The following is a 22,938-nucleotide window of genomic DNA, read 5'->3' on the forward strand; positions in this document are numbered from 1 at the left end:
AGTGGTAATGTGTATTTAAAAAATGACAGAGTATTATACAGAAGTTTTCTATTAAGTTGACAAAATCCGTCAATATTCTTGTAATCCCCATCTGCTTAGCTTGATTTAAATATATACAAAATAAAACTTAATGTTGCACTTTTCATGCATTGTTAACACATGGGCTTATAACTATTAACCTGATATCCACTGTTCCAATTTAAAAAATTCTTATCATTGTTAGTGCACAACAAATACTTTAGGAAAATGATATGAACGCTAAGCTTTTATTTTCGACGCTTATTTGTAGCCTGTGTTTTGCTGTAACAGCACAAACCAATGCAAAAACCACAGTTGATGCACAAACTCAAAAGTATCAACAAGTATGTAAGGGCAAAAAACAAGGTGATATGATTTCATTTGCCTACAAAGGTGTTGTCTTTAATGGCACATGTGAGCCAAATGAAGCTGGTAAATTAGCATTCCAACCTCCAATGCCTGCAAATAATGCAACGCCTGAAACTCAAACGAAAATTTCTGAAACACAATCAGAGCCTCGACCAGTGAGTGCGCCTGTTCAGCCTATGGAAATGACACCTCCTCCAATGGAACAATCAGCTCCACAAATTGAACAAACAGCTCCATAAGAAATTGGACACCTATATATAGTTATTTAAGGATGCTGTTCAGCATCCTTATTTTTTGTTCAGGCTATATCAAAGAATTATGTTTGAAAAAACATCTTAAAATTGTAATCAGTCTATTTTATAATCCCTCTGCATGGTCTGAATCTATTACAATAACCAAAATACATTAACTTAGGTTTTCCTGTGAACTGGCTACAAATTCATATTACTGTCGATCAAGAACAAGTTGAACTAACTGAAACTTTGCTCCTTTCTTTGGGTGCTGTCAGCGTTACGCTAGATGATGCCGAAGATCAAGCACTGCTTGAGCCATTACCAGGTGAAACCCCTCTTTGGAATAAAGTCATTGTAACGGGTATTTATCAACAAGAAGAAGATGACCCAATTGATGTTGATACTTTAGAAGCTTTTTTAAAAGCACAACTCCCTGATGTTCCAATGCGCCATGAGTATTTAGAAAACCAAGTTTGGGAACGCGCATGGATGGATTATTACGAACCAATTCAAATTGGTGAAAAATATTGGATCGTACCAGAATGGTTAGAGCCACCTGAAGCAGATGCAACCAACATTAAACTGGATCCAGGCTTAGCATTCGGTACAGGTAACCATGCCAGTACATTCCTATGCTTACAATGGCTAGGTAAGACTGATGTAAAAGATAAAATCGTGATTGATTACGGCTGTGGGTCAGGCATCTTGGGTGTTGCTGCCCTTCTATTAGGTGCTAAAAAAGTATATGCCACAGACATTGATCCACAGGCTGTTCTAGCAACAAAACAAAATGCAGAGTTGAATGGTGTACTTGAGCGTCTGTACGTTGGCTTACCAGAAGAATTCAATAACGAGTTTAAAGGTCAACAATCGGACATACTAGTTGCAAATATTCTAGCTGCACCTCTAATGGCTTTAGCGCCTGAATTCTCAACTTTAATTAAAAATGAGGGAGAGTTCGCACTTGCTGGTGTAATAGAAGAGCAAGTTGCTGATGTTTCTAGTGTTTACTCTGAGTTTTTTGATATATTAGAGATCGAAAAGCGCGAAGAGAACTGGTGTCGCATTTCAGGAAAACGCAAAACAACAATTTGAGAATATTGTTCCTCATGAGTGAAAAACAAACCCGCTGCCCTAAATGCTCAACCGTGTATAAAGTGACCCCTTCACAACTCAGTGTTGCTCAGGGCATGGTTTGTTGTCCCAAGTGCGTTATTAACTTTAATGCACTGACCAATCTTTTAAATACAGAGACAAACGAAACGATTCCTACACAAACCAATCGTTCACTATTCTCCTCTATCCAACCTGATAGCAGCTTTGCTGAAAAGCAAATGCAAATTTTAAGTATTTTCGATCAAAAAATTGAAAACTCAAATATCGATCTTTTGACCTATCTAAACAATTTAAATTATTTTAATACTGAGCCAGTCACGGCTTTACCAAATTTAAATTTATCCGAAGATGCTTTATTGGTTGATCATGAACCAACATCGAAACAACACGGTTGGCTATATTACAGTCTTTGGGGAATCGGTAATATTGTCCTCATTTTGGTTTTCGCTTTTCAAATCTTATGGTTTAACCCAAAGCTTATGCATGAAAGCCCTGCTTTAAACCGTATCTTTAACTATGCATGTAGTGTTTTGACTTGCAAAACACTTGATGAACAATATAAATATCTAAGTTTTGAGAAAGTTAAAGTTAAACGCTACAGTAAAAACGAAACAATGTTTTCGGGTGTGTTGATCAATCATCATAAAGATAGTGTCTTGATTCCTTCGATTAGACTCATCCTTAAAGACAAAGGTGAGACAGTTACGGATATCACACTCAAACCCCAAGACTATTTAGTAGACAGTCTAAAACCGATTCAACGCATCCCTTCAAACAGCCCATTTAAATTCGAATTTACCGTTGAAAAAAGCAAAAATAGCTTCGACAACTATAGTTTAGAAATTGTACAGCCCTAAAAGCATAAAAAAGTGACAAAAAAATAAAAAAAAGTGCAGTTAATTTGCTCACTTTTTCGCAGACAGTGGTATGATACGCGCCACGAATGCTTTGACCTACTTACTCCTCGTTATTTATAAACAATAAAATCGTTAAACGAACTGTGCTTTAATCCTATAAGCGCATTGTTGTTTTTTTTGTTTTTGAAAGTAGGCTGTAACAAATATTTAACTATTGTTACGCTTATTTTTTACACAATTCGAGGATTTGTGGCAAGCTAATAGTCCTTTTGTTTTAGAGTCACTGTTTTAGGATCTAAAACAGGGCTCAGTAATTTAGACCACATTTATATATCACTTTACCCAAGTGATATTTGATTTTTCGGATTAACACGCATGAATAGCAAATCTCCTATTTTTACGGCTCAATCTGATGTCGCTCTTCGCATCCATGTAGATCGCGCAGTTCGTCATTATTTTGCACAGTTGCAAGGTGAGCAACCATCTCAAGTATATGACATGGTTTTAGCAGAAATGGAGAAACCTCTTTTATCTGTGGTCTTAGAATATACTCGTGGCAATCAAACTCGTGCTGCCGAGATTTTAGGCCTTAACCGTGGTACTTTGCGTAAAAAGTTAAAAGCTCACGGCTTAATGAGTGAATAATTGATAAAATGCTCACGTTCTCGTGGGCATTTTTTTATGCTTAATTGTTTTAATCTGTAGACTTCAAACTGTTGACCAAAATCATGACTATCAAACGTGCTTTAATCTCTGTTTCCGACAAAACTGGAATCGTTGAATTCGCTCAAAACCTTGCTGCTCTAGGGGTAGAGATCTTATCTACTGGCGGTACTTATAAGTTGCTGAAAGACAACAACATCGCTGTCGTAGAAGTTTCTGAGCATACAGGTTTCCCTGAAATGATGGATGGTCGTGTAAAAACACTACATCCTAAAATTCATGGTGGTATTTTAGCTCGTCGTGGTCTGGACGAAGCTGTAATGCAAGAACACAACATCGATCCGATTGATTTGGTGATTGTAAACCTTTATCCATTTGCAGCTACAGTTGCAAAACCAAACTGCTCACTTGCAGATGCGATTGAAAATATCGATATCGGCGGTCCAACTATGGTTCGCGCCGCTGCGAAAAACCATGCTTCAGTTGGTATCATTGTGAATGCATCTGACTATGATGCTGTAATTGCAGAGTTAAAGACAAATGGAGCTCTTTCTTACGAGACTCGTTTTGATTTAGCAGTTAAAGCATTTGAACATACTGCTCAATATGATGGCATGATCGCATCCTATTTAGGAGCACGTGTTGGTAAAGCTGAGGGTGAAGCAGATTTATTCCCTCGCACGTTCAATACGCAGTTAAATAAAGCACAAGATTTACGTTATGGTGAAAATCCACACCAAAATGCAGCGTTCTATGTTGAAGCAAATGCTAAAGAAGCATCTGTTTCAACTGCAAAGCAATTACAAGGTAAAGAACTTTCTTATAACAACATCGCTGATACTGATGCTGCACTTGAATGCGTAAAATCATTCGCTAAACCAGCTTGTGTCATCGTTAAACATGCCAACCCATGTGGTGTTGCTGTTTCTTTAGATGGCATTAAGGCAGCTTATGATCTTGCATATGCTACAGATCCAGAATCAGCATTCGGTGGCATCATCGCATTTAACCGTGAATTAGATGTAGAGACTGCTCAAGCGATTGTTGATCGTCAGTTCGTTGAAGTGATTATTGCTCCAAGCATCGCAGAAGGTGTACTTGAAGTCACTGGTGCCAAGAAAAATGTCCGTGTCATGGTTTGCGGTGAGCTTCCAGCGATTGATGCACGTGCGCCGCAACTTGATTATAAACGTGTCAATGGTGGTTTGTTAGTTCAAGATCAAGACTTAGGCATGATCACTAAAGATGATCTTAAAGTTGTGACTAAACGAGCGCCAACTGAACAAGAAATTGATGACATGATTTTTGCTTGGAAAGTTGCAAAATATGTGAAATCAAACGCAATTGTTTATGCCAAAAACCGTCAAACCATTGGTGTAGGTGCAGGTCAAATGAGCCGCGTGAACTCTGCTCGTATTGCTGCGATCAAAGCTGAACATGCAGGTTTAATTGTTGAAGGTGCAGTTATGGCATCAGATGCATTCTTCCCATTCCGTGATGGTATTGATAACGCTGCAAAAGCTGGTATCAAATGTATCATCCAACCTGGTGGTTCTATGCGCGACGAAGAAACGATTGCTGCAGCAGATGAAGCTGGTATTGCAATGGTCTTCACTGGTATGCGCCACTTCCGTCACTAATAGATTTAAAAAATCCCTCTTGCGATGTTTTAGTTGCATCTCAAGGGGGAATTTTCTATTTTTAGTGGATGTACTTGAGATACTTAAAAAGGAAATAAATTAATAATGAATATTTTAGTTTTGGGTAGCGGTGGCCGTGAACATGCACTTGCATGGAAAATCGCACAAGATGCACAAGTGACTAAAGTTTTTGTTGCGCCAGGCAATGCTGGTACTGCAACTGAAGACAAATGTGAAAACGTTGAACTTGATATTTTAGATAATCCAGCAATTATTGCTTTTGCCAAAGCAAATGATGTTGCTTTAGTGATCGTAGGACCTGAAGCTCCATTAGTAAACGGTGTTGTGGATGCAGCACGCGAAGCTGGTCTAAAAATTTGGGGTCCAACTCAATACGCAGCTCAGCTTGAAGGTTCAAAAGCATTCGCTAAACATTTCTTAAAACGTCATAACATTCCAACTGCTTTTTATGATGTATTTACTGAAGTGGATGCTGCTAAGGCTTATGTCGAGCAGAATGGCGCCCCTATTGTAATTAAAGCTGATGGTTTAGCCGCTGGTAAAGGCGTTATCGTTGCGATGACAAACCAAGAAGCATTTGATGCCATTGATGATATGTTAGCGGGCAACAAATTCGGTGATGCTGGATCACGTGTTGTGATTGAACAATTCCTCGAAGGTGAAGAAGCAAGCTTCATTTGCATGATCGACGGTAAAAACATTTTACCGATGGCAACTTCACAAGACCATAAGCGTATTTTTGAAGGTGACCAAGGTCCAAATACGGGTGGTATGGGTGCGTACTCTCCTGCTCCAGTTGTTACACCGGAAGTATTTGAACGCGTAATGAACGAAGTTATGCGTCCTACTGTTGATGGTATGGCAGCAGATGGTCATGTTTATACTGGTTTCTTGTATGCTGGTTTGATGATTGATGAACAAGGTCAACCACGTGTGATCGAGTTTAACTGTCGTTTTGGTGATCCTGAAACTCAACCAATCATGATGCGTTTAAAATCATCTTTAGTTGATTTAGTAGAAGCTGGTATTGCTGGTAACTTGCCAAGTGAAGCCGAATGGGATGATCGCAAATCAATCGGCATTGTACTTGCAGCTGAAGGATATCCTGAAACTATACGCAAAGGTGATGTGATATCAGGTATTGGTCAATCTCCAGAAGATACAAAAATTTTCCATGCAGGTACTGCAACGACTGAAGATGGTCATGTGATTACTGCAGGCGGTCGCGTGCTTTGCGTGACTGCGCTTGGAGACACCGTTCTAGAAGCTCAAATCAATGCACTAGAAGTATGTGGTCAAGTGACATTTACAGGTATGCAGTATCGTAGTGATATTGGTTATCGCGCAATAGCACGTGAAAAAGCAGAATAAGCTTTGGTTAATTAACAAAAGCCTTCTTCGGAAGGCTTTTTTATTCTTTAATTAGCATAAAAATCATTTCCTTATTCATTATTTAAATATTAAATTCAGAAAAATATATATCACTAATTTAATAAAATCTGACATTTCCACCATTAGAAAAAACTATAAAAGTATCATTTATTTACTTTTACCAAAATTAAACTATTTTTCTAATAATCATATATTTATACCCATAAGTAGAAAATAGAACACTATAACAGAACCCAAATTATTGTTATGATTGCCAAAATTTTCGGCGAGTACTTTTAGTTATATACATATTTTTTTATATATGAATAAGAATATGAAATTTAACTCGAAAAGGGCTTTGTTGCACAAACCTATCTGTAAAGGCTTTTTCAGCGATATAATTTTCAAATGAAGAAGCCTACACACAAAATCTACCGCACAACCAATTGGCCCGCATATAACCGAGCACTCATTAATCGCGGAAATATTGCCCTTTGGTTTGATCCTGCTACGCAATGGTATGCTCCATCAAAAGGCAAACAAGGGCGAAATCAAACCTACTCCGACGCAGCCATCCAATGCTGCTTAATGATTAAATCCTTATTCCGTCTATCTTTACGTATGGTCACTGGCTTTGTGCAAAGTCTGATTAAACTTTGCGGATTAAATTGGACCGCACCAGATTACAGTACGCTTTGTAGAAGACAAAAGCATATTGATATTGCAATCAGCTACCAAAAAAGTAGCGATGGGCTGCATCTACTCGTAGACTCTACAGGGATGAAGTTTCTAGGTGAGGGCGAATGGAAACGCAAGAAACATGGAGCTGAATATCGTCGCCAATGGCGTAAACTACATATTGGTATAGATGCCAAAACCCTACAAATACGCGCTATTCAGCTCACAACCAATAATGTCTGTGATTCACAGGTGCTTGGTGATTTACTTAATCAGATTCCACAAGATGAGCAGATTGACTCTGTTTATACCGATGGAGCTTATGACACCAAGCAATGCCGTCAGGTCATTGCAGATCGGCAAGCACATGCGGTGATTCCACCTAGAAAAAATGCGAAACCATGGAAAGATACAAAGAGTAGCTCGCTAGAGCGAAATGAATTACTTCGAACAATTAAACGTTTAGGTAGGACACTATGGAAAAAATGGTCAGGCTATCATCGCCGAAGTTTGGTTGAGACTAAAATGCACTGCATCAAATTATTAGGAGATAAACTCAGTGCAAGGAGCTTTGATAGCCAAGTCAATGAGGTTCATGCACGTGTAGCAGTCCTCAACAGATTTACGGAATTAGGTCGACCACTTACCCAAGTTACGCCTTAAATTTGGCTCAATTAGGGGCGCTTTGCCTTTCAAATCTTTGTGCAACAAAGCCCTCGAAAAGTATCAGCTAATCTCGATTTGATATGAAAATTATTGAACTAATGTGCTTAAGTCAAATTCTTAAGATCAACGTTCTTAATTTTCTGTTGTTGCAAATAATTCGATCAGTCGCCTGTTCATAACACTAAATTTTGAACCGACTCACCTCTTTGTAACAAGAACCCTATAGCTCTTAAGTAATGCATTAGCGAATTATTTACTAAGCATTATTCCGATTAGGATTTACACATGAAAAAGCTAATTAGTCTTTTTTTAAGTGTGTCTGTGTTATTACTTGCAGCGTGCAGTAAACAACCTGACACCAAAGCAGAACAAAAAAATGAAGCGGGTGGATTACAAACCGTTGTAATGGCATCAACAGGTTCAGATGCTGATATTTGGCGTTTTATTGCGACCTTGCCAGAAACTAAAGCTGCTGGTATCAAGCTTGAAGTGAAAAACTTTACAGACTATGTAGCAATGAATACAGCTGTAGCAAATAAAGAAGTTGATGTGAATGCATTCCAATCATATGCTTACCTTGTTGCTTTTAATACTTCAAATCAAGATAAGATTGCACCAGTTTCAACGACGTACTTAGAGCCTATGGGCATCTACTCAAGCAAAGTCAAAAAGGTCGAAGAGTTTGCTGAAGGTGCTTCTATCGCGATTCCAAACGATGCAGCAAACGAAGCTCGTGCGTTATTGTTATTGCAAAGTGCTGGTTTGATCAAATTAAAGGCTGACTTTGATCCAGCAAAAGGCACACCAAGCGATATTATCGAAAATACGAAAAAACTCGATATTAAACCAATTCAAATGGCAACTGCTGTACGTGTTAAAGATGAAGTTGATGCGATTGTATTGGGGAATACCCTTGCAATGGAAGGCGGCTTAAATGTTCTAAAAGATTCTATCTTTTATGAACCAATTGACCAAAGCACGAAGCTGAATGTCAACATTTTAGCTGTAGCTGATTCAAGAAAAAATGATCCTGTATTACAAAAGCTTGGTACTCTTTATCACACTGAAGCGGTGAAAAAATATGTTCAAGAACATTTTGCTGGTACGAAAGTTGACGTGAATAAACCTGTTAGTTATCTCACAGAAACAAATTCGTAATATAATCTGTATAGGAAACAGGCAAATCACTTTGCCTGTTTTTTTCATTTTTGCTTAGTATTGACGATATGATCCAATTTAAAAATATTTCAAAGCATTACCAGCTAAAAGGTCAAACGATCAACGCTCTGGATCAAATTAATTTAGAGATTCCAGAAGGCAGTATATTTGGCATTATTGGGTATAGTGGTGCGGGGAAAAGTACGCTAATACGTTTGATTAATCTGCTTGAACGCCCTACTCAAGGTCAAGTCATTATCAATCAGACTGATTTTACGGCTTTAGATGCCCGTAGCCTTCGTCAAGAACGTGCAAATATTGGCATGATCTTCCAGCATTTCAATTTATTACAGACCAAGACGGTATCTGAAAATATCGAGATGCCACTAAAATTACTAGGTCATAGCAAAGTTGAACGTGAAAAGCGTTTGAATGAGCTGTTAGACTTTATTGATCTAAAACATAAGAAAGATGCATATCCAGATGAGTTGTCTGGCGGTCAAAAGCAACGCGTGGGTATCGCACGTGCACTGGCCAATCATCCTAAAATCCTGCTTTGTGATGAGGCAACTTCCGCTCTAGATCCACAAACCACAAAATCAGTATTAGCATTATTAAAGAAGATTAATAAAGAGCAGAATATTACGATTGTTATGGTGACCCATGAAATGGATGTAATTGAATCTGTTTGCGATTTTGTTGCGGTCATGGAAGCGGGCAAAGTGATTGAAACTGGTCCAACTTTAGATATTTTCAGTCAGCCTCAACATCCAACAACCAAAACCTTTATTCAAACTGTTTTACAACAGCAATTGCCGATTAATATTTTAGATAATTTAGAACACCAAAATCACAATAGTATCTATAGCTTGCAATTTCTCGGCACGTCAGCCCAAGAAACTGTTATTCAAGCCGTCATTAAAAAATTTGATATCAGCTTAAATATTCTTTTTGCAAACATGACTGAAATTAATGGCACTGTAATCGGACAAATGTTTATTCAACTTTTGGGCGATCAACTCATCATTCAGGAAGCAATCAAATTTCTTGAGGGTCAAGGTGTAAAAGTTGAGCAATCAGGAGTCAGTCAATGAGAGATTTAATTGTACAGTGGCTCACTGAAGTGACAGCTCCTTTTTGGAAAAGTGCTTTAACAATCGACCAGTTTGTTACAGCATTGCAAGAAACATTTCAAATGGTTTTCTTCGCCTTATTGTTCGGTTGCATTTGGGGATTCATTCAAGGCATAACTTTAGTTGTTACGCGTACAGGTGGTATTTTACAGAATAAAGCAATTTACTATGCCATAAACCCCATCGTAAACGCACTCCGCTCTTTGCCCTTTATTATTTTACTGATTGCTGTTATCCCATTGACTAAACTGTTAGTCGGTACATCAATTGGGACATGGGCTGCGATTGTACCTCTAACGATCTATGTAGGACCATATTTAGGTCGTCTCATCGAAACATCTTTACTTGAAGTTAACGAAGGGATTGTTGAATCTGCACAAGCAATGGGAGCTTCGCCTTGGCAAATTATTTTCAAGTTTATCATTCCTGAAGCACGTAGCTCTCTTATCCTAAACTTAACCACTGGCACAATTTCTTTAATTGGCGCAACGGCGATGGCTGGTGCAGTTGGTGCAGGCGGTATTGGTGATTTAGCGATTTCATACGGTTATCAACGCTTTGATACTAGTGTGGTCATCTTAACCGTGATCGTGCTATTGCTTTTAGTTCAATTCGTTCAATCTTTTGGTGACTGGTTAGCTAAACTTCGATAAGTTAAAACATCAAAAAAACTCTCAAAATAATCTTAGTTTATTTTGAGAGTTTTTTATTTACATAGGATAGTAAATCTCATTTGCAGCCTTGAAAGTATTTACATGTAATGGTACCAAATCCTCTAATTGTTGATATCCACCAGCCAAAACGAACAAAATTGGGATTTTCATTTTTTTTGCCATATCAAAAACCAAATAGTCTCGAGCATATAACAATTCTGTCGTAAACCATTTAGACCCATACTTATCATGTTGATGACAATCCATCCCTGCTTGATAAATAATTAAGTCTGCTTCCCAACGAGAAGCGTATTGAAATGCCTCATATACAGCTTCACGATATAAATCAAAATTCCCTTGTTTAGGATGTATATAGCGCGTCAGACTACGCTCACCAGCTTTACAACCAAATCGAATCCCAAAAATTCCAAAATTCACAAGATTACTCAGGCGGTTAGTAAAAATGGCAGTACCATCACCACCGTGTTGGTCACAATCCAAAATAAAAATGCGCTTTTCTGGATATTGTTTTGCCACCAATGCTAGACCATTAAAAGTACAATATGCAGCACCCGACTCATAACTAGCATGATGAAAACCTTGGGCGATATTGGCTGCCACACCCTCTTTAAAAGCGATCTCAGCAGCAACCAACTGTCCTGCTTGTACTGACAAAATTGCATCACGCAATTGTTCATTCCACGGTTTAAATCCTTGGATAGTTGCGAAAGAACTTTCACCTGTTACAAAGGCGTCAACAAACTGAGGGTTGTGTAACTTTTTTAAAATCTCAACATCTATTATTCCAGGATCAACAAATTCTACCATTTGTTGGTGGTGCAAGACCTCCGCCACAGCTGAAAGCTTCTCCATACTGTTGGTATGTGTCTTTGCGTAATATCGAGGTGAATAACAAGCTTTTAGCATGGATGCTCTACGCATAACTGATCTCGAGCAATTTCCATCAATTGACTCAATTCAGTTGAATCAGGTCTAAATAGCCCGTTATCGACTTGTTGCTTGAAATGATAACCAAAAGCACGCGCTCGATTTTGAGGAGATACAGCGATTGTCGTCAGTCTTAAAAACCAAAAACCATTCATCTGAGAAATCGGAATCACATAACCTTTATATTGTTTATTTTTTGATTTCTCTAAGTTCTCTATCTCATATTGCGCAGAAAACAGACTCCCTGCTGGTAACCGTACACCATTCATGATCAAAGGAACTAAACTGATACAGGAATGATTATCACCCATATTCATTTTTTCCATCATTATCGGTTGATCATGTTCATCTACAAAAATATTTATCTCGCCTTGTCTAAGAAGTCGATGATGTGCAATTCTTAAAAAGAACTTCTCCGCCATAGGACAGGAACCTACTTTAGGCTTCTCGGTCAGCGCAAGACATTCAATCATATCTAAGGCTGTTGAATCTTGTGGAAGAATAATATCTGCAAGTAACTGACATATCAGTATACTTTCTTCTAACTCTGCATATTGATGTAGTGTTCTTAATTTCGATTGAAAATCATATTCTTGTTGTAGGTTTTGGGTAAATGTTTCTTGGGGATTCAAACGAGTTAAACTCTCAATCACTTGTGGATTTTGATCCAAATTGCGCCATGTAGATAACTCCAAACCATATGACGAAGATTGATTTAAAATATTTCTTAGTGCTTTGGTATCGTAGTCATCAAAAATGCGTAAGTCTTGAAAGCCAATTAAATCACGTGGTTGTGAAACAAACTCCGCTATTACCCGTGTGGCTTGTGTATAACCACATCCCCGTCTTTCAGTTTGATGGCTGAAATGTTCATTCAACATTTCAGTGAGTTTTGCTGATAAGGGATGCAAATATTTTTTAAAAATAGTGACAACTTCATGATCAACTAATTCAGACATAATCCCTCCTCATTCTTCTTATATCCCACAAGCACCACTTCATCCCTTTCATTTATTCATAATTATTTATTTAGATATATCAGCTCGAGTTTATTATTCAAATATCGAGTTTCCGTTCTTTGTCAAAGCCCCATAAAAATCATGATCTTATAAAGACTTCTGATCTCATATTCATGCAATTTACTACACTTGTCAACCTTAAATTCAACCCTAGATTAGATAGGTCATATAATGACGTGAAAGGTCAATAACTCACCTGATAAGATGTTCATGCTTTTGCACTTGTCACAATTTGGACTTACACTGTTAAGTAATGATTTTCTGATTGATCTACAAAAGTTATTTTAATAACTGTTTAGGGATGGTTTATGCAATACAAAATCCACGTTATCGATGTTAAAAACAACCTAAAAAATTACATTTGGTTGTTAGAAGATACACGTACAAATGAAGTGATTGTTGTAGATCCAACAGAAGCGAAACTAGTCACGGATTTTTGTGAAACACATCAATTACACCTTAAACAAATTTGGCTGACGCATTGGCATCCTGATCATACAAATGGCGTAGAAGGCTTGTTGGCTGAGCAAAACATATTGGTTTATGGTCCGCGTGATGAACTCAGCAAAATTCCCTACCTTTCAAACCCTTTACAGCATGATTATCATTTTTTCTTTAATGATTTAAAAATTGAAGTGATTGCAACTCCTGGACATACTTTAGGTCATATCACTTATTTTATTGAAGAAATAGATTCTTTGTTTTGTGGAGATACTTTGTTTGCAATGGGATGCGGTCGCTTATTTGAAGGTACTGCTGAGCAAATGTATCATTCATTGAATAGATTGGCAGCTTTACCTATTCAGACAAAAGTATATTGTACTCATGAATATACACTTTCGAATGCTGAATTTGCGTTAACCATAGAACCTCACAATGTTGTTCTTCAAGAACGTTTCGAGCAAGTAAAAATGCTAAGAGAATCAGATCAAATCACCCTACCCTCTACGATAGAACTTGAGCTAGAAACCAATCCATTTTTACGCACAGAAAATGCTGAAGAGTTTGCTCGCATTCGCAGTCTGAAAGATCAATTTTAAAATTTTAGGTTAATCAATAATTTCATTTTCCAACCTAACAACATTATGGAAAATGAAATTATTTTTTACATATATTTTCCCAGATTTATTGCTTTTCAGCTTATCAAATATCACTTTAATAATTTATTTTTCAATATAATACAATTATTTATTTTTTAATTCTCAAAAATTAGTATTAAAAATTTACTCTAGTTTTACATTATTTACATCTAGAAAAATAAATATATGCAATCCCCCTTTAAAAAAAATTCATCAACCCCTATTAATGAATAATGATTCACAAGGAGTACTGGTTATGAAAAACAGAGTTGTTAAAGCAAAAAATTTATTGGCTTTCCGTATTTGGTTAGAAAAATTAGGTTATTCGGTGAAAAATTTAGCAGACAATCGCGGGTTCACTTTCAGTTTTAAAAAAGAATACGGCTTGGTTACAGGTGACTTATCAGGAAATGCTTTAGCAATGCAACTCGGTGAAGAATTTGAAGACCATTTAAAAGCATAATGTTCATGCTAATTATTTAGGGTTTCAAACGGACATGAAGCCCTAAAGCATAAAAGAGACCTAATCAAACTTTGCTTTTTTAATTTCAATCTCTCACTTTATAACCATCTCTCGAAAAAATAACATTGGAACAAAACAGTTTTCCAAGTATTATAATGTCCTAGTCGAGGGATGCTGCGACATTTGATTTATGACTATAAATCACATGCTAGGCTCGACGATCGGTTAAACATTCGTTTTAACCAACAACGGCATCCGCGAACTGAATGATCAATACTATTTTTTCTAGGAGATCCTGATGAACGCGGTGAATGCTTCATTTACAGATTATAAAGTTGCTGATATTTCCCTTGCTGACTACGGTCGTAAAGAGATCAAACTTGCTGAAGCAGAAATGCCAGCTTTGATCGGCTTACGTAAGCGTTATGCAGCTGCTAAACCACTTGCTGGCGCTAAAATTTTGGGTTGTATTCATATGACAATCCAAACAGCAGTTCTTATTGAAACTTTGATTGAACTCGGTGCAGAAGTTCGTTGGACTTCATGTAACATCTTCTCAACACAAGACCATGCTGCTGCTGCAATTGCTGCTCGTGGTATTCCTGTTTTTGCTTGGAAAGGCGAAACTGAAGAAGAATATGTATGGTGCTTAGAACAACAAATCAATGTGAACGGCAAACCTTGGGATGCCAACATGATTTTGGACGATGGCGGTGACTTGACTGCACTTGTTCATGACAAATACCCTGCTCTTTTAGAGCGCATCCACGGTATTACTGAAGAGACCACAACAGGTGTACAACGTTTGTTGGAAATGTGGAAAGATGGTTCTCTTAAAGTTCCTGCAATCAACGTTAATGACTCGATTACTAAGTCTAAAAACGACAACAAATATGGTTGCCGTCACTCATTAAATGATGCAATCAAACGTGCAACTGATATGTTACTTTCTGGTCGCCGCGCTTTAGTGATTGGTTATGGCGATGTAGGTAAAGGTTCAGCTCAGTCTTTACGTCAAGAAGGCATGATTGTTCGTGTGACAGAAGTGGATCCAATCTGTGCAATGCAAGCATGTATGGATGGTTACGAGGTTGTTTCTCCATATAAAAATGGCGTTCAATCTGGCAAGAAAGAAGACATTAACCAAGACTTGTTATCAAATACTGACCTTGTTGTCACAACTACTGGTAACTACCACGTATGTGATTCAGCGATGTTAGACAGTTTAAAAGCTGGTGCTGTGGTATGTAATATTGGTCACTTTGATACTGAAATCGACACGGCATACTTACGTGGTTATAAATGGGTTGAAGTGAAGCCTCAAGTTCACCAAGTGTACCGCTCAGAAGATGAAAATAACTATCTCATCCTTTTATCTGAAGGTCGTTTAGTGAACCTTGGAAATGCAACAGGTCACCCATCACGTGTTATGGATGGTTCTTTTGCAAACCAAGTGCTCGCACAAATGCATCTTTTCGCTGAGAAATTTGCAGATTTACCAGCTGATCAAAAGCAAGCGGCGATTCGTGTTGAAGTTCTTCCTAAGAAATTAGACGAAGAAGTTGCAGCGGCAATGGTTGCAGGCTTTGGTGGTGTAGTAACTCAATTAACTCAAGTTCAAGCTGATTATCTAGGTGTACCTGTTGAAGGCCCATTCAAATCTGACGCTTATAAATACTAAGACAATTAGGGCAGACGTTTCACGGACTGCCCTTTTTTATAAAATCTTCTCAGTAATTTATAAAAGGATTTGAAATGACGAAACGAGTGCCTATTTCTTTCGAGTTTTTCCCACCGAAAACTGATGCTGGTGCAGAAAAATTACGTGTTGTTCATCAAGAGTTACAACTTCTCAACCCTGAGTTTTTTTCTATTACTTATGGTGCTGGTGGCTCAACCCGTGAACGCACTTTGGCAGCGATTAATGATTTTAATGGTAAGGGCACACCAGTTGCACCTCACCTTTCATGTATTGGTGACGACAAAGCACGTATTGCTGAACTTCTTGATCTTTACAAATCACAAGGAATTGACCGCATCGTTGCACTAAGAGGTGACTTGCCTTCTGGTCAGGTTGGCTTAGGTGAACTTCCGTATGCTCAAGACTTAGTTCGATTCATACGCGAACATTCAGGTGATCATTTCCATATCGAAGTTGCTGCGTATCCTGAAATGCATCCACAAGCTGAAAGTTTTGATGCAGACATCCAACGGTTCGTCGAAAAAGTACAAGCTGGCGCAAATGCAGGAATTACCCAATTCTTCTTTAATCCTGATGCATATTTCTATTTCATCGAACGCTTAGCGAAATCAGGAATTAATATTCCTATCGCACCGGGTATTATGCCGATCACAAATGCAAGCAACTTGATTCGTTTTGCGGATGGTACAGGTGCAGAAATCCCACGTTGGATTCGCAAGCAACTTGCAGCTTATGGTGATGACAGCGCAAGCATTAAAGCATTTGGTCACGAAGTCATCGTTAACCTTTGTGAACGCTTAATTGCTGGTGGAGCACCTACGCTACATTTTTACTCAATGAACCAAACTGAACCAACCCGACAACTTGTTGTTGATTTAGGTTTAAACTAATTTCTACGAGCACGACCCAAGCATGAATCGTTTTTATATCGAAACTAAATTAAATACTGGCAACACGATTGAATTAACCGAGTCAGTATTTCATCATTGGGTTCGTGTACTTCGTGCGAAAGTACAAGAAAAAGCCATCTTTTTTAATGGAAAAGGTGGTGAATATCGTGTAACGCTAACTGAAATTAACAAGAAAAATGCTTTCGTATCTGTTGATCATTTTGAAGAAATCGATCGAACTGCACCATTCAAGGTGATTTTGGGTCAAGTGATGAGCAAAGGTGATCGCATGGATTATGCGATTCAAAAAGCAACTGAACTTGGTGTGACAACGATTCAATTATTAACCAGTGATCGTTGTGAAATGCGTCTTAAATATGACCGTGATCAAAAGAAATTAGACCATTGGCAATCAGTTGCAGTCGCAGCTTGTGAACAATGTGGGATGAATATTGTGCCCAAAGTTTTAGCTCCAATTTCAATCGAAGAATGGATTCAAACAGATCTGCCAATATCGCGTTTTGTAATGGCGCCGAACAAAGATCAGAAAAATGTATTACTAGATGCACAACCAGAACTCGCTTTATTGATTGGCCCAGAAGGTGGTCTGAGTGAATCAGAAATTGGGCTATCGAATCAACATGGATTTGTAAATTGGTGTATCGGAGATCGTGTTCTAAGGACAGAAACAGCTCCAGTCGTGGCTTTATCAATTTTAAATTATCACTTTGCTAGCAATTGATGCATTTCATTTGCTTTCAGTTGTCTTTAGCGTTAATTTAAAACAAAACTCTATAGTGTTTACAAAAAAATAAAGACTGTGAACACTGATAAAAAACGAAAAGGATTATTCTTTATATGTCAGGGGTTCTGGAAAAAAATTTGCCACAATTTATATATACGGATCAGATTAATTATCCTAATCATATACGTCTATTTGTTGTAAGCGTAATCTTCATTATTTTAATCGATTATTTTTTATTCGGTTTTTTCTATTCATTTGATTTAAACATCTTCTCTATTTGGACAATAAGTTCACTAATTGTATTAAGTATTTTTTTAATTATCTGCAACTTCTCGCTTAAACATTACACATCCGTTCGTCATGCTAAAAAAACCAATCTGACTTTTCAACTGATTTGTCTTTGTATAGGTAGCTTAATGGGTGTAGGCACTGTGGTTATTAGCCAACTGCTTATTAAAGATGTTCCCCATCTCTCACACTCTCATATTCTCACATTAACTGCACTACTCCTCACATCATCACACATTATTTCGCTGACCTTTTTAACACAGCATATTCGCTATTTTTTCTTGTTTTTTATTCCTAGTGTTCTCCCTCTTGTTCTTTCTCAAATTATAAATAGAGACCAAGAACATACTTTGTTTTATGTAGCCTATTATTTTTCTTTTGTTGCAACTTTATTATGTGCACATGCAACATTCAAAATTCATAAACGTTTCTTTCAAGTCCTTGAAAAAAATAAGCAACTGATAGATGTTGCAGAACAACATAACCAATGGACTGAAGAGCTATGCCAACAATTGCAGCGAGAAGTAAATAAATCTAAAGATATCGAGGCACAACTGCAATTCAACAACCATTTATTGGAACAGAAAGTACGTGAACGGACATACGATCTTACTAAGATGAATGAGCGACTCGAAGAGCATCGTCAAAATTTAGCATTTGCGCATGAAACTGCTGGAATCCGTCCATGGGAATGGAATCTTGAAGAGAATACGGTTGGTGTAACAAATTCTCACCAAAAAGAAGTGACACGCAATTCAGAGAATCATTACGAACTATTGAGTAAAATCGTTCATCCTGATGATGCTGAACGTGTAAAAAATACGATACATAGTCATTTGTGTGGTCAAACCAAACGTTATGAAGAAACCTTCAGAATAAAACGTTCGAATGGTGATTGGAGTTGGATTCATGATGTTGGTCAGGTGATTCAGCGAAATCCAAAAGACGGTACACCACTTAGAATGGTTGGTATTCATCGAGACATTAATCAAGAAAAGAAAGATCAAGAACGACTAAAATTAGCCGCAAGTGTTTTTGAACAAGCATCTGAAGGTATTTTTATTCTAGATGAAAACTTTAACTATCTTGAAGTCAATCCAAAATATGAACAACTTACTGGTTTAGACAAACAATATATTTTGAATAAACATTTATTCGAAATCACAAAACAGACTAAACAACATCACTTAAATTTTCATCTCTCTATTCTCGATACTTTACATGAAGAATTTGAATATGAAGGAGAGTTCCAAGAAACCTATCTATCTGAAAAATCTTGTTTTCTTTGGATACATATCAATGCAGTTAAAGATGAGTCTGATCGAGTATTAAATTATATCGGTATCGTTTCAGATCAAAGTGAACGTAAACACCAAGAACAACGCTTATCATATTTAACCAATTATGACACTTTAACTGATCTACCAAATCGCTTTTATTACCATCAACAACTCCATCAATACTTGGTAAATGAAGCATCGATTCAGCATCTAGCCGTCATTCGCTTAAATATAGATCGATTCCGTGCATTAAATGAATTATTAAGTAATCAAGCTGGTAATGAGCTTTTAAAACAAGTTGCACAACGCCTACGAATCAGCAATATAGATGCATTATTGGTCGCTCATTTAAGTGCTGATGATTTTGCAATCATCTATGAAATGTCCCCTTTGCACCCTCCAATTCATCAAATTTGCAATAATATCGTGGAAGCCTTTAGCAAACCTTTCTACATTGCAGATCAAGAACATGTGGTTAGTATCTCGATTGGTGTTGCAATTTACCCTGAGCATGGACGTCAAGTAGATAATTTAAATACTCACGCAGAACAAGCACTCACAGAAGCCAAACGTTTAGGTGGAAATACCATCCGTTATTACTCAAGCGAACGCACAAACTTTGTGGCTAAGCATACGGATTTAGAGCTTGATCTAAGAAAAGCAATTCAAAATAAAGAACTTGTGGTGTATTACCAACCAAAGATAAATACTCAAAATTCCAATATTACAGGTTTTGAAGCTCTGATTCGTTGGAAGCATCCAACAAAAGGCTTAATCATGCCTGACATCTTTATTCCAGTTGCTGAAAGTACAAGTCTAATTTCTGATATTGGTCGTTTTGTACTTTATGAGGCAGCTCGTCAACTTCAAGTTTGGCAAAAACTTGGCTTTGTCCACATACACGTTGCTGTGAACATTGTTGCTCAACAAATCTTGCGGGGACAATTGCTTCAAGATATTGATGCTGTGTTAGATCAATACTCAATTGGTGGGGAAAATCTTGAATTAGAAATCACTGAATCTGCGTTTTTAGAAAATACTGAAAACGTAAAAATGGTGCTTTGTGCACTCAAAGAACGTAATATTTCAATTGCATTAGATGACTTCGGGACTGGTTATTCTTCACTCGCCTACCTAACCGAATATCCAATTGACATTTTAAAAATTGACCGTGCATTCATTTCAAAAATTGGTGATCCAAAGCAAGATGCGATAGTTAATGCCATGATTGCAATGGGTAAAACCATTGGCTTAAAAGTTGTTGCTGAAGGTGTAGAAACTGAACAGCAACGTGACTACTTGAAGCGACAAAATTGTGACATATTACAGGGTTACTTATTTGCGAAACCTTTAACTGCTTCGGATGCTACAGACTACTTGCAACAACACATGAGAATGTCAACCGCGAGATATTCCATATAACGTTACAATTCGAGCTTTTTGAATGTTTATTTTGATCAAAAAATAAATTGTCAATAAGCATATACGTTCAGTGAAAATAAGCTATTTTGACTGGGCGAATGCGTGAACTAGTGCTATATTCTTGTGCACTTATCTTAATATAATAATCAGACATATATCCTGATTATTATCGGAACAATCGAGACTCAGATGGACGATCAATCTTTAAAACAAGCCGCTTTGTATTACCATGAATTTCCAACCCCAGGAAAAATCAGTGTGACACCTAGCAAGCAACTCGTTAACCAACGAGATTTAGCGCTTGCATATTCTCCTGGTGTTGCTGCTCCATGTTTGGAAATCGAACGTGACCCTTCTGCTGCTGCGAAATACACAGCTCGCGGAAACCTAGTCGCAGTCGTGAGTAATGGTACCGCCGTGCTTGGTTTAGGTAATATTGGTCCTCTTGCCTCTAAACCTGTAATGGAAGGTAAAGGCGTTTTATTCAAGAAGTTTGCTGGCGTTGATGTTTTCGACATCGAAATCGCTGAAAATGATCCGGATAAAATCGTCGATATCGTGGCATCTCTTGAACCAACATTTGGTGGTATCAATCTAGAAGATATCAAAGCACCTGAATGTTTCTATATCGAGAAAAAATTACGCGAACGCATGAAAATTCCTGTGTTCCATGATGACCAACACGGTACAAGTATTATTGTTGGTTCTGCACTTCTAAATGCATTGCAAATCGTAAATAAAAAAATCGAAGATATTAAAATTGTCGCTTCAGGTGCGGGTGCAGCTGCCATCTCTTGTTTAGATTTATTGTGTGCACTCGGTGTAAATAAACAAAATATCACCGTAGCTGACTCTCGTGGTTTGCTTACAACTTCACGTGATGGTCTAGATGAATCAAAGAAACGTTATGTACAAGACATTCAAGCAACGCAATTACATGAAGTAATGGCTGGCGCTGACATGTTCTTAGGTCTTTCAGCAGCTGGCATTTTAACCAAAGAAATGGTTAAAGAAATGGCTGAAAACCCAATTATCTTTGCATTAGCTAACCCAGATCCGGAAATTTTGCCTGAACACGCACATGAAGTTCGCCCTGATGTCATTATGGCAACTGGTCGTTCAGACTATCCTAACCAAGTAAACAACGCGCTTTGTTTCCCATATATCTTCCGTGGTGCACTAGACGTCGGTGCAACTACAATTAATGAGGAAATGAAGATCGCATGTGTACATGCAATCGCTCGCATGGCCCATGTTGAAGCGGATGCTGCAACGTATGGTGAGAAATCAGCATCTTTTGGTCGTAATTATTTAATTCCTCGCCCACTTGATCAACGCTTGATTCTTGAAATTGCGCCAGCGGTAGCTAAAGCAGCGATGGATTCAGGTGTAGCGACTCGTCCTATCGAAGATTTTTCTGCTTACCGTCAGCGTCTTTCTGAGTTTGTATACAACTCAGCATTCTTGATGAAGCCTATTTTCTCTCAAGCTAAATCTGATCCTAAACGCATTGCTTATGCTGAAGGCGAAGACGAACGCGTATTACGTGCAGTACAAATCGTTGTTGATGAAGGTCTTGCTAAACCAATCCTGATTGGTCGTACAACTGTGATCGAAGCGAATATCAAGAAATTAGGCTTACGCTTACAACATGGCGTAAACATTGAAATCGCTGATCAGGAACAAAACCCTTTATATGAAGAGTTCTGGAAAGACTATTATCAAACGATGCAGCGCAAAGGCGTAACAGTTGAGTATGCTCAGCGTGAAGCACGTCGTCGCTCAACACTAATCGCTGCTTTGATGGTGAAGTTTGGCAAAGCAGATGGTATGTTGTGCGGTACTTATTCAAGCTACGATATCCATTTAGATTTCGTTAAAAATGTCATTGGACTAAAAGAAGGTCGCAGTACATTCTTTACTTTAAATGCGCTGATGCTTGAAGATCGCAACTTATTTATTGCTGATACCTATGTAAATACTAACCCTACTGCTGAACAGCTTGCTGAAATGACAATTTTAGCTGCTGAAGAAGTTCGTCGCTTTGGTATGACACCTCGTGTTGCTCTGCTTTCTCACTCTAGTTTTGGTAGTGATCAGTTTGACCCAAGTGCTCAAAAGATGCGTGAAGTCTTCCGTTTACTTTCAGAACAAGCTCCTGAGCTTGAAGTTGAAGGTGAAATGCATGGTGATGCAGCATTAGACGACAATATTCGTCATTTTGCATTCCCGAACTCACGTTTTAAAGGTTCAGCAAATCTTTTGATCATGCCTAATCTTGATGCAGCGAATATTTCATTTAACCTCTTAAAAGCAACTTCTGGTAACAACGTTACTATTGGTCCTATTTTATTAGGTGCTGCTAAGCCAGTTCATATCTTAACCCCAACGGCAACAACACGTCGTTTAGTTAATATGACAGCATTGACGGTTGCAGAAATTCAACAAAGTCAAAACTAATTATCTTAAGCAGAGCTTTTCGAGAAAAGCTTCGCTTAATGCTTGAGAAAACCTCTATTCTGTTGC

At 37.8% G+C, this 22,938-nt stretch carries 19 protein-coding genes; 17 read left to right on the plus strand and 2 right to left on the minus strand.

The window, feature by feature from the left end:
- The first annotated feature begins 251 nt into the window (after positions 1 to 251).
- The 10 genes from Q9Q86_RS07455 (at position 252) to Q9Q86_RS07500 (ending at position 10,576) form a co-directional block, all read left to right on the plus strand.
- A complete protein-coding gene (locus Q9Q86_RS07455; protein WP_099948891.1) occupies positions 252 to 626 on the plus strand; it encodes a hypothetical protein in 375 nt (124 codons plus the stop codon).
- 183 nt (positions 627 to 809) lie between these two features.
- A complete protein-coding gene (prmA, locus tag Q9Q86_RS07460; RefSeq protein ID WP_004955154.1) occupies positions 810 to 1,715 on the plus strand; it encodes a 50S ribosomal protein L11 methyltransferase in 906 nt (301 codons plus the stop codon).
- A 14-nt stretch (positions 1,716 to 1,729) separates the two neighbouring features.
- Positions 1,730 to 2,593: a DUF3426 domain-containing protein gene (locus Q9Q86_RS07465; RefSeq protein WP_112986556.1), complete on the plus strand. Its 864-nt coding sequence runs from the start codon at positions 1,730 to 1,732 to the stop codon at positions 2,591 to 2,593.
- A gap of 375 nt (positions 2,594 to 2,968) precedes the next feature.
- Entirely contained in the window at positions 2,969 to 3,238 is a 270-nt protein-coding gene (gene fis / locus Q9Q86_RS07470) for a DNA-binding transcriptional regulator Fis (RefSeq protein WP_001086304.1), read from the plus strand.
- A gap of 83 nt (positions 3,239 to 3,321) precedes the next feature.
- Entirely contained in the window at positions 3,322 to 4,896 is a 1,575-nt protein-coding gene (purH, locus tag Q9Q86_RS07475; RefSeq protein ID WP_112986557.1) for a bifunctional phosphoribosylaminoimidazolecarboxamide formyltransferase/IMP cyclohydrolase, read from the plus strand.
- A gap of 105 nt (positions 4,897 to 5,001) precedes the next feature.
- Positions 5,002 to 6,288 (plus strand): phosphoribosylamine--glycine ligase, encoded by a 1,287-nt coding sequence (gene purD / locus Q9Q86_RS07480; protein ID WP_112986558.1) that lies wholly within the window; start codon positions 5,002 to 5,004, stop codon positions 6,286 to 6,288.
- Between the two features lie 408 nt (positions 6,289 to 6,696).
- Positions 6,697 to 7,629, plus strand: coding sequence for an IS5 family transposase (locus Q9Q86_RS07485; RefSeq protein ID WP_005064486.1), 933 nt, complete (start codon positions 6,697 to 6,699; stop codon positions 7,627 to 7,629).
- A gap of 288 nt (positions 7,630 to 7,917) precedes the next feature.
- A complete protein-coding gene (locus Q9Q86_RS07490) occupies positions 7,918 to 8,790 on the plus strand; it encodes a MetQ/NlpA family ABC transporter substrate-binding protein (RefSeq protein WP_112987252.1) in 873 nt (290 codons plus the stop codon).
- A gap of 68 nt (positions 8,791 to 8,858) precedes the next feature.
- Positions 8,859 to 9,884 (plus strand): methionine ABC transporter ATP-binding protein, encoded by a 1,026-nt coding sequence (locus Q9Q86_RS07495; RefSeq protein WP_112987266.1) that lies wholly within the window; start codon positions 8,859 to 8,861, stop codon positions 9,882 to 9,884.
- Entirely contained in the window at positions 9,881 to 10,576 is a 696-nt protein-coding gene (locus Q9Q86_RS07500) for a methionine ABC transporter permease (RefSeq protein WP_004912277.1), read from the plus strand. Before Q9Q86_RS07495 ends, Q9Q86_RS07500 begins: the two co-directional genes overlap by 4 nt.
- A 57-nt stretch (positions 10,577 to 10,633) precedes the next feature.
- Here Q9Q86_RS07500 and Q9Q86_RS07505 read toward each other — a convergent pair whose 3' ends face one another.
- Together Q9Q86_RS07505 and Q9Q86_RS07510 are read right to left on the minus strand one after the other, a co-directional pair.
- Positions 10,634 to 11,503: a histone deacetylase gene (locus Q9Q86_RS07505; RefSeq protein ID WP_112987253.1), complete on the minus strand. Its 870-nt coding sequence runs from the start codon at positions 11,501 to 11,503 to the stop codon at positions 10,634 to 10,636.
- Entirely contained in the window at positions 11,497 to 12,483 is a 987-nt protein-coding gene (locus Q9Q86_RS07510) for a hypothetical protein (RefSeq protein WP_112987254.1), read from the minus strand. The genes Q9Q86_RS07505 and Q9Q86_RS07510 overlap by 7 nt, the downstream gene beginning before the upstream one ends.
- Before the next feature lie 368 nt (positions 12,484 to 12,851).
- Here Q9Q86_RS07510 and gloB point away from each other — a divergent pair, with 368 nt between their 5' ends.
- The 7 genes from gloB (at position 12,852) to Q9Q86_RS07545 (ending at position 22,872) form a co-directional block, all read left to right on the plus strand.
- Positions 12,852 to 13,583, plus strand: coding sequence for a hydroxyacylglutathione hydrolase (gloB, locus tag Q9Q86_RS07515; RefSeq protein ID WP_004962988.1), 732 nt, complete (start codon positions 12,852 to 12,854; stop codon positions 13,581 to 13,583).
- Between the two features lie 295 nt (positions 13,584 to 13,878).
- The gene (locus tag Q9Q86_RS07520) at positions 13,879 to 14,085 is read left to right on the plus strand and encodes a hypothetical protein (protein ID WP_004676939.1); all 207 of its coding nucleotides are present in this window, start codon (positions 13,879 to 13,881) and stop codon (positions 14,083 to 14,085) included.
- A 298-nt stretch (positions 14,086 to 14,383) separates the two neighbouring features.
- Positions 14,384 to 15,766, plus strand: coding sequence for an adenosylhomocysteinase (gene ahcY, locus Q9Q86_RS07525; protein ID WP_112987255.1), 1,383 nt, complete (start codon positions 14,384 to 14,386; stop codon positions 15,764 to 15,766).
- Between the two features lie 74 nt (positions 15,767 to 15,840).
- Positions 15,841 to 16,677 carry a methylenetetrahydrofolate reductase [NAD(P)H] gene (metF, locus tag Q9Q86_RS07530; RefSeq protein WP_004912291.1) on the plus strand — a complete coding sequence of 279 codons (837 nt, stop codon included), beginning with the start codon at positions 15,841 to 15,843 and terminating at the stop codon, positions 16,675 to 16,677.
- 22 nt (positions 16,678 to 16,699) lie between these two features.
- Positions 16,700 to 17,419, plus strand: coding sequence for a 16S rRNA (uracil(1498)-N(3))-methyltransferase (locus Q9Q86_RS07535; RefSeq protein WP_112987256.1), 720 nt, complete (start codon positions 16,700 to 16,702; stop codon positions 17,417 to 17,419).
- Between the two features lie 116 nt (positions 17,420 to 17,535).
- Entirely contained in the window at positions 17,536 to 20,412 is a 2,877-nt protein-coding gene (locus tag Q9Q86_RS07540) for an EAL domain-containing protein (RefSeq protein WP_112987257.1), read from the plus strand.
- Positions 20,413 to 20,601: 189 nt separating this feature from the next.
- The gene (locus Q9Q86_RS07545) at positions 20,602 to 22,872 is read left to right on the plus strand and encodes an NADP-dependent malic enzyme (protein WP_005402331.1); all 2,271 of its coding nucleotides are present in this window, start codon (positions 20,602 to 20,604) and stop codon (positions 22,870 to 22,872) included.
- Positions 22,873 to 22,938: the final 66 nt, after the last annotated feature.

This window comes from Acinetobacter sp. A22, assembly GCF_030913345.1.
Taxonomy (GTDB): Bacteria; Pseudomonadota; Gammaproteobacteria; order Pseudomonadales; family Moraxellaceae; genus Acinetobacter; species Acinetobacter junii.

Coding starts and splice junctions, on each gene's coding strand:
- metF (WP_004912291.1), top strand. CDS start 15,841: ATGACGAAACGAGTGCCTATTTCTTTCGAGTTTTTCCCACCGAAAACT.
- Q9Q86_RS07485 (WP_005064486.1), top strand. CDS start 6,697: ATGAAGAAGCCTACACACAAAATCTACCGCACAACCAATTGGCCCGCA.
- Q9Q86_RS07510 (WP_112987254.1), bottom strand. CDS start 12,483: ATGTCTGAATTAGTTGATCATGAAGTTGTCACTATTTTTAAAAAATAT.
- gloB (WP_004962988.1), top strand. CDS start 12,852: ATGCAATACAAAATCCACGTTATCGATGTTAAAAACAACCTAAAAAAT.
- Q9Q86_RS07505 (WP_112987253.1), bottom strand. CDS start 11,503: ATGCTAAAAGCTTGTTATTCACCTCGATATTACGCAAAGACACATACC.
- Q9Q86_RS07540 (WP_112987257.1), top strand. CDS start 17,536: ATGTCAGGGGTTCTGGAAAAAAATTTGCCACAATTTATATATACGGAT.
- Q9Q86_RS07500 (WP_004912277.1), top strand. CDS start 9,881: ATGAGAGATTTAATTGTACAGTGGCTCACTGAAGTGACAGCTCCTTTT.
- fis (WP_001086304.1), top strand. CDS start 2,969: ATGAATAGCAAATCTCCTATTTTTACGGCTCAATCTGATGTCGCTCTT.
- Q9Q86_RS07535 (WP_112987256.1), top strand. CDS start 16,700: ATGAATCGTTTTTATATCGAAACTAAATTAAATACTGGCAACACGATT.
- purH (WP_112986557.1), top strand. CDS start 3,322: ATGACTATCAAACGTGCTTTAATCTCTGTTTCCGACAAAACTGGAATC.
- Q9Q86_RS07495 (WP_112987266.1), top strand. CDS start 8,859: ATGATCCAATTTAAAAATATTTCAAAGCATTACCAGCTAAAAGGTCAA.
- Q9Q86_RS07520 (WP_004676939.1), top strand. CDS start 13,879: ATGAAAAACAGAGTTGTTAAAGCAAAAAATTTATTGGCTTTCCGTATT.
- purD (WP_112986558.1), top strand. CDS start 5,002: ATGAATATTTTAGTTTTGGGTAGCGGTGGCCGTGAACATGCACTTGCA.
- Q9Q86_RS07490 (WP_112987252.1), top strand. CDS start 7,918: ATGAAAAAGCTAATTAGTCTTTTTTTAAGTGTGTCTGTGTTATTACTT.
- ahcY (WP_112987255.1), top strand. CDS start 14,384: ATGAACGCGGTGAATGCTTCATTTACAGATTATAAAGTTGCTGATATT.
- Q9Q86_RS07465 (WP_112986556.1), top strand. CDS start 1,730: ATGAGTGAAAAACAAACCCGCTGCCCTAAATGCTCAACCGTGTATAAA.
- Q9Q86_RS07455 (WP_099948891.1), top strand. CDS start 252: ATGAACGCTAAGCTTTTATTTTCGACGCTTATTTGTAGCCTGTGTTTT.
- Q9Q86_RS07545 (WP_005402331.1), top strand. CDS start 20,602: ATGGACGATCAATCTTTAAAACAAGCCGCTTTGTATTACCATGAATTT.